Origin of the sequence: Paenibacillus sp. KS1 (assembly GCF_001680695.1) — a bacterium.
GTDB classification, from domain to species: Bacteria; Bacillota; Bacilli; order Paenibacillales; family Paenibacillaceae; genus Paenibacillus_B; species Paenibacillus_B suaedae.
Window position 1 is genome coordinate 1 of the sequence record NZ_MAIS01000152.1, and the last position, 7,018, is coordinate 7,018.

At 41.6% G+C, this 7,018-nt stretch carries 2 protein-coding genes; both read left to right on the plus strand.

The window, feature by feature from the left end:
• A partial coding sequence (locus BBG47_RS30180; protein ID WP_217492536.1) for a copper amine oxidase N-terminal domain-containing protein occupies positions 1-787 on the plus strand: 787 nt, incomplete at its 5' end.
• Positions 788-6,718, plus strand: coding sequence for a glycine-rich protein (locus tag BBG47_RS26805; RefSeq protein ID WP_065294289.1), 5,931 nt, complete (start codon positions 788-790; stop codon positions 6,716-6,718).
• Positions 6,719-7,018: the final 300 nt, after the last annotated feature.

Sequence of the window (7,018 nt, forward strand, 5' to 3'; positions counted from 1 at the left end):
GAAAGAAGGTCGGGTCGTAGTTCCTCTTCGATTTGTTAGTGAGACACTTGAATCGGCAGTTACTTATGACGGCGGTTACGGTGGTATCAACATCACGAGTGTTGCATATCAGAATAAGATTGATTCCGGAGCTGTCACTGTAGACAGATGGGGTCGTGAGCTTCGTACTAAGCAAACATCTAAAGAATGGAATCTTATGTCCGATACTCCAGACAATGTATACGGAATCAAGAAGTACATGATCACCCATATGAAAGGTCAGATTGATGCGAAGAACTACATCAACAGATTTACTAAGGAAGAACTTGACCGAATTGCTAAGAATGTCAAGGATTATTACAAATTTGCCCTGAACGTAGACTATCGCACGATTAATGCAACTGCTTACTTTAGCAAGTCTTTCGATTTAATGGGTCACAACGGATATATGAATCCAATGCCTTTTGATGAATTTGTTAGTTTCATGAAAAAGAATAAAGTCATTGTAGAAGGGTATGCTTTTCCTGATACAAGTACTATTTATTCTTATCATGGAACTCAGTTTATCAGAACTAAGTTCAAATTCCGTGTATTGAATGCAATAGATATAACTCAATTCAACGGTGACAGTTACAATCCTGGAGGTAGATCTGACAAAGTAACTTGGGTGAAGAAAGGTAAATGGTATGAAACATACTCTGATGTTTCTTTGTTCTCGAATAGTCAAGATATTCAAGGTACTCTAAAGATAGGCTCTACTGGTAATATGTTTACAAAGGGAGCTTATCTATATAAGGAGTTGAAGTAATTGTATAAAAGGATACTCAACTCTTTACTTTGTATTATACTCATACTTGCACTGTTTCCTATAGATGCCTATGGGGATATAGGTGGTGGAGCTAATGACGGTGTCGTCGGTACAGGACAGTTAGGTCTAAGATTTGATGAAGAAACAGGTATTTTACATTACGAAGCTCTGAATAAAACAGCTGGTTCTGGTATACGATTTAAATCAGTAGGTTGGATATTAAGGGCTGATACGACATGTGATGATAATGAGGAACCTAAACCACCTAAACCTAAACCTCCTCTTAAACCTCTAACCGCACAATGTACGCCACTAGAAGGCGATGATTATGTGCGCTTGGAATTCGATGAATTGAAAAAGCTAGGTAAGATGACGGGGAAAGACATAGTCGGTTATCAGCCAGGAAAAACATTGACTGTCTATGATATGGATGCTAAGTATATTCAGAAACTCATGTCGGAAAAACCTGCTTTGAAGAATATCAAAGAAGGAGATCCATTATATTTTTCAGCATTATTCAAAGTAACGCTAAACGGTGGACAATCTTATCTACCAACTATCTATACAACTTTAAGCGGGATAAGAGGAGCACAGCCTTGGGCAAGTAAAGGAGACTTCAGACAGTATTATGATCAGAAGGTCTACTTTAAAGGTACAGCTCCTCTTAAAATTCGTTTAGTAAACGACAAGACGGGTGATCTGTTGGATACAAAGGAAGACACTATTTCAGTAGATAAATCTAAACTTGTTGTGGAATCCGACTCTATCAAGGCAGCTACTGTGAGAGTAAAGAATAAAGACGAGGATTCAGAAGACTGGAGAATAAAGCCAGCAACTGCGCAGGTTAAGGTGCCAGAGACATACAAGGTCGGCACTACGACCTATAAGTTGAAATGTTCTTACCAGCAGAATATAAACATAACTGACAAGCTTAGTTGTTCAACAGCTACCAAACAAGCTCCAAACTTCGTGAGGGATAAAGAAACATTAACTCGTAGTCCAGGGATGGATGTAGGTGGCGTTTGGTTAACACTTGTCTATGAAGCTAATGCTGATATCAAGTGTAATTGCTCGACAACACTTACTATACCTAACAGTTCTACAATCGCAGGTGAAATAACAGGAGACACAATTGGTAAGCAGATTCCAATCACTATAAATATGAAACAATCTGATGCAAGTCAGAAAGATTGGAAGACAGCTTTAGAAGGTATGTCGAATGATGTTAAAGTTAAAGTGAATGTTACACGGACAGGTGGAAGTGGTAATCCTAACTTGACAGGAACACCAACTTCTGGAACAGAAACAACTATGAAAGTTCAGCAAGTACTTGATTACTTCTCAGGCAAAACTCCTTTGAAGTATACGGACGATCTGTCTAGTTATCCAATAGCAGAAGATCAGAAAGTTGAATTCGAGTATAATGCAACTGTAACATTAACTTACATAGATGGAAATGGAAAGACAGTTTCTGTCACATGTGAGAATAGTACAGGAACGAAGATGAAGTTCTTTCGTAAAAAGAAACCAGATCCGAATAGATTTGGTTATTACACATCGCGACCAAGTTATTGGTCAGAGATAAAAGAGGGGAGTCCTGGTAATGAAACATTCGATGCCATGGCTGGAACCCCAACAACTAGAAGCCTGTACTTTGCAACAGGTGGTTCTGAATTCATTGTAGACATCGAGACAGAATATGTTCAAGATGCTACAGCAACTCGTACGTATACATCTAAATTTAATGCAGTTCCTTCTGGGTGGAATATGTCTCCAATTACAGGATCAATAGGGCATGAAAGTCCTCCTCCACAGCCAACACCTAGAACGAAGACTGACGTTTCAGGAGCATCGTATACAGAGAGAGTCTCATCACACAGCACTAAACATGTAACTAAACCGGCGGTACCTTGTTCTGGCAATCCTTGTACAGGCGGTTCGCCAGAGGAGTCGCATACAGACTACTGGTGGGTACAAGAAGGCTATAACAAAACAGTAGGCGGATATTCCGATACTTGGACTCAGACTGTAACGTTCGACTATACGAAGATTAATAAAGTCCATGTATGGAAGATTGATAAATCGAAAGTTAATGGTATGGCAGAGCTGACAAAAACGAATGAGATCACAGCATCTGTCGTTCAAGGAGATCCAACTATATTCGCTAACATTGCTGCTTCCAACACGAGCGCTGCTGGTCGATTGAGGTATTCGCTTGAGGCTAATCAGCATGATAATGTAGTGTGGAATGAAGGCAACTCAGATAACAGAGATGCCAACAGTCCAGATGATAACTATGGTGTTAGTGAAACTGCTAGGTTCAAAGAACGACGAGCTCTGACTACAAATGTGACAGCAGTATCAGACTTCTTAATTCTGCAGACTTCAAGCGGAGATCAATCCGTCATGTATTTTGACAAGGAATCGAATACAGCAAAGACAACAGATCCACTGATTGTACCTAAGACTAGCAAAGTCGCTCAATGGGATAGCAATTCTAACTCTGCTGCGAAGTGGAGCCCAGATGCGATTAACATTGGCTCTTACAATGGTAAGTATGGAAGTCCGACTCTGAAGTATATCGGCTCTGGCAGTGGAAGTACAGTACAAACCGTATTCGATAGATTACCTGCTGGGTTAAATAGACCCGCTCGGCCAGGTGGACCTCTGCGGCTCATGCAGACAGGAATTAACCCAATACGAGTTAATCCAAACGGGCTATACGTAACAGGTAATTCCACCGTATTCTACAGATCGATTCTCGATAAGGGTTCTAACGAAACTCCGTACTCGAATACGAATGACCCGAAATACGGAGCTAATGGTCAATCTTTTACATCAGCGTACTCGCCTACACATTCAAAAGTGAATGATGTAGTATTGCATGATCCAGTTTCTACCGAGAAAGCAATAGTAATACCTCTAAAAGAAGAAAGGGATCAGAGAACTAACGATTCCAAACTACTCGGTGGTAATCTGCAGCAGAGCATAACAGAGTATGAGAAAAAGTTGAAGCCTGATTATAGACAGAACCTCATACCGAATGGTGATGCTGAATTACTAGACTTCGATGGTCAAGTTACAGGGTGGCAGACTTGGACTGAAGCGAAACCAGAAGATATCACATTCACCCACAGGTCTGGCGATCAGTGGGTAATAGGAGGGTCTAGTTCATTTGAGATAAGCACCAAGACGAAAGCTAAAGCTGGTAAAGATATCAAAGGTGTTTACTACAGAGATGTCAGTGTCAAGCCAGGTAAGACGTATCAATTCACCGGAGACCTAGGTTGTCATAGATGTAAAGGTAATTTCTACATTGATGCTAGAACTGCATCTGGGACTATTGTAAATTCGTTTGGATCAGAGGTAGTTACTGGTGTTGCAAAGACAGGAATTAAGATTGATTTTACGATGCCAACAAGCGCATCCATCGCAAGAATTCATATAGTCAAGGGTGAAACTAATGGTTCGGATGGGTCAATGAATGACTACCTCTTTGCTGACAATCTGAAGCTGACCAACCAATCAGATAATGAATGGGTTGGACTTGATCCTGTATATCAAAGAATAGAGGTATCAGATCCTAACTATAAACCGCCTGTTACTGGTATGACTAAGACATTCACATCTCTCGGAGCTAACACCTTTGACGTGCCAGCAACTGGTACGTATACGTTAGAAGCATGGGGAGCAGAGGGAGGTACCTCCGGTTACGGAGGTAAAGGTGGATACGCGAAAGGTACGATTACGCTTAACGCAGGAGAAACCTTAACAGTAATGGTGGGAGGTCAAACCGGAACTAACGGCGGTGGGTCTGGACACGGACGCAGCACTGATTCTGGTGGCGGTGCATCTGATATCCGAAAAGGCGGAACAGCTCTATCTAATCGTATCCTAGTTGCAGGGGGCGGCGGAGGTTACGGTGGTGGTAGTATCAAAGGTGGAGATGGTGGAGGTTTAACCGGAAGCACTGGAGAGAAGAAGTACGGTACACCTGGTCAAGGAGGAACCCAATCTTCAGGAGGTACCGGAGGAGATAACAACGGTGGCTCCGGTTCTCTAGGTAATGGTGGATCTAACACAGCCGGAGCTAATTCTGGCGGTGGCGGAGGTGGAGGAGGTTACTACGGCGGTGGTGCCGGAGGTAACGACTATCCTAGCTACGACGATATGGATGACTCGGGTGGCGGTGGAGGTTCTTCCTACATCGGAGGAGTCCAAGGAGGAACCACGACAGCAGGTATGAACTCTGGAAATGGTAAAGTTGTAATAACTATACCGGATAGTCCCGGAACAGGAGCACCTACCAGAGTGGAAAAGGTAATGCTAAACCTTGGAGGTGCTGAGCCGCCTCCTGACGCTTATGAGTATATACCTAAAGTGTCAGATCCAGAGAAAGAAGTCGACGTTCCTGGGCTTGGTAAATTTAAGCCAGGTAACTTCATCAATCTCGATTATGGATTCAGTATCTACTTCCCTAACAACGGTGATTTCTACGGTAACGGTGCTTGGGGAATAAGCAGTCCATCTGCGATAGAAGGTAAGGGCTTTGTCAATAATATGGATACAACAGAGTGGACAAAATCAAAAGCAGTTCGATTCGAATATCCAGTTATATACAAGGATCAGATGTATCTTCAAAATGAATGGATAGAGCTTCCGGTAGCTGAATCTAATTTCGACTTCTATGTGCCTTTAGCGGCAAAAGAAAAGATGAGTGCACTGGTCGAATTCAGGGCGATTGCTATTAATGGTGAAGAAGACAATGAGGTGCCGATTAATAAGGTTCGGTATAATAATCTCGCAGCCAGACATAGTGCTATCAAGAGATTCAATATTGATGTAGTAGGTAATATAGGCAACCTCGTCATAGAGGACACAGGTGATTTCAGATTTTCTAATCTATTCAAAAAACCTGTATCTTCTAATCAATGGTTTATACCGAACCTCGTAAAGAAAGTCGATCCTAATAAGCAGAACCAAATTGTTGGGGATACCATCGATATACGAGGTAATAAGGTAAGTGATGAGACAAAGTACTTGAATACTTATGGGTTGTTACTTCACAAGCAGAAGATGCCTATAGAGTTGCCTTTATCTCCAGAGAAGAACAATATAACCGCATTGCAAAAACAACCAATGCGTCTGGGTTATAACGTTCTTGCTGATGTAGAGACTACAGGCAACTATTACGCTAACTTGCAGATAATCCCTTACTACTATCAATTGAATTTACAAACTGGCAAATACACACCAGTGGATGTATACATGTTGGTGAATGGTGAGTATAAGCCGATAAATAAATTCGATATTGTAAAACCTGGATGGGATAACAAAAGTGTCTACCCGTATACCTACTCGCTTAAGTGGGCAGAGGAATCAGGTCGTAGGAATTATTCGAAAGCGGAGGAAGACAATACAGACGCAGTAACTTACTACTCTAAAATGAGAGATACGGATACTGCTACAGGGAAGACTTCTCAACCATCAGGTAGTGACTACCCGTTTGGTACAGCTCAGATCTCCTCACTAACCGGTCGAAATAGAACCTATATCGGATCTGAAAACACTTATGGATATTTCAAAAATCCTGGTTACAAAATGGATACTGAAGAGTTCGGCATGCAAGCACAACGTTGGCACTTTACGTACGGATTACCTTCTTCCGCTGTAGTAGTAGCAAAAGGTAAACCAGTTACGAAAGGCAATATTGAGGACTTGCGTAACAACACAAGCGTTATAGTGATGGCCGCGGACATCAAAGCTATTGGAGAGATTTATGCACTTCAATACAAGGTGCCTGGTGGCAATAATGAAATTAAGATAAGCGGTACTAGATATTCAACTACAAGTATTCCTTACTCGGTAATTAACGTGTTCTCAGGAAACAAATCTTCTGCCGATGATTTAGAGATTTCTGGAACACACTAACAACAGCGTTCTGCTGGGTGTAAAAGCCCAGCAGAATTTCTTTTTAAAGGGGATATGTAAATGTATATGGATGAAGCCGGAATTAATATAGCTTTTCTTAGGGTAAGTCGAATGCTTGGTAAATTAGCAATAGATTAAAACGTATAAAAGGAGAAGTGATAAATGTGTTTAAGAAAATTTTGATGGCAATCATCGTTGGTACTACCGTTTTCTCGTCGGTCACTGTGGCGAGTGCAGAACCTTCTTTACCTGAGGTACGGAAACCGTCCCTTGGATTGTCAACACTAAATCAGACAGCTT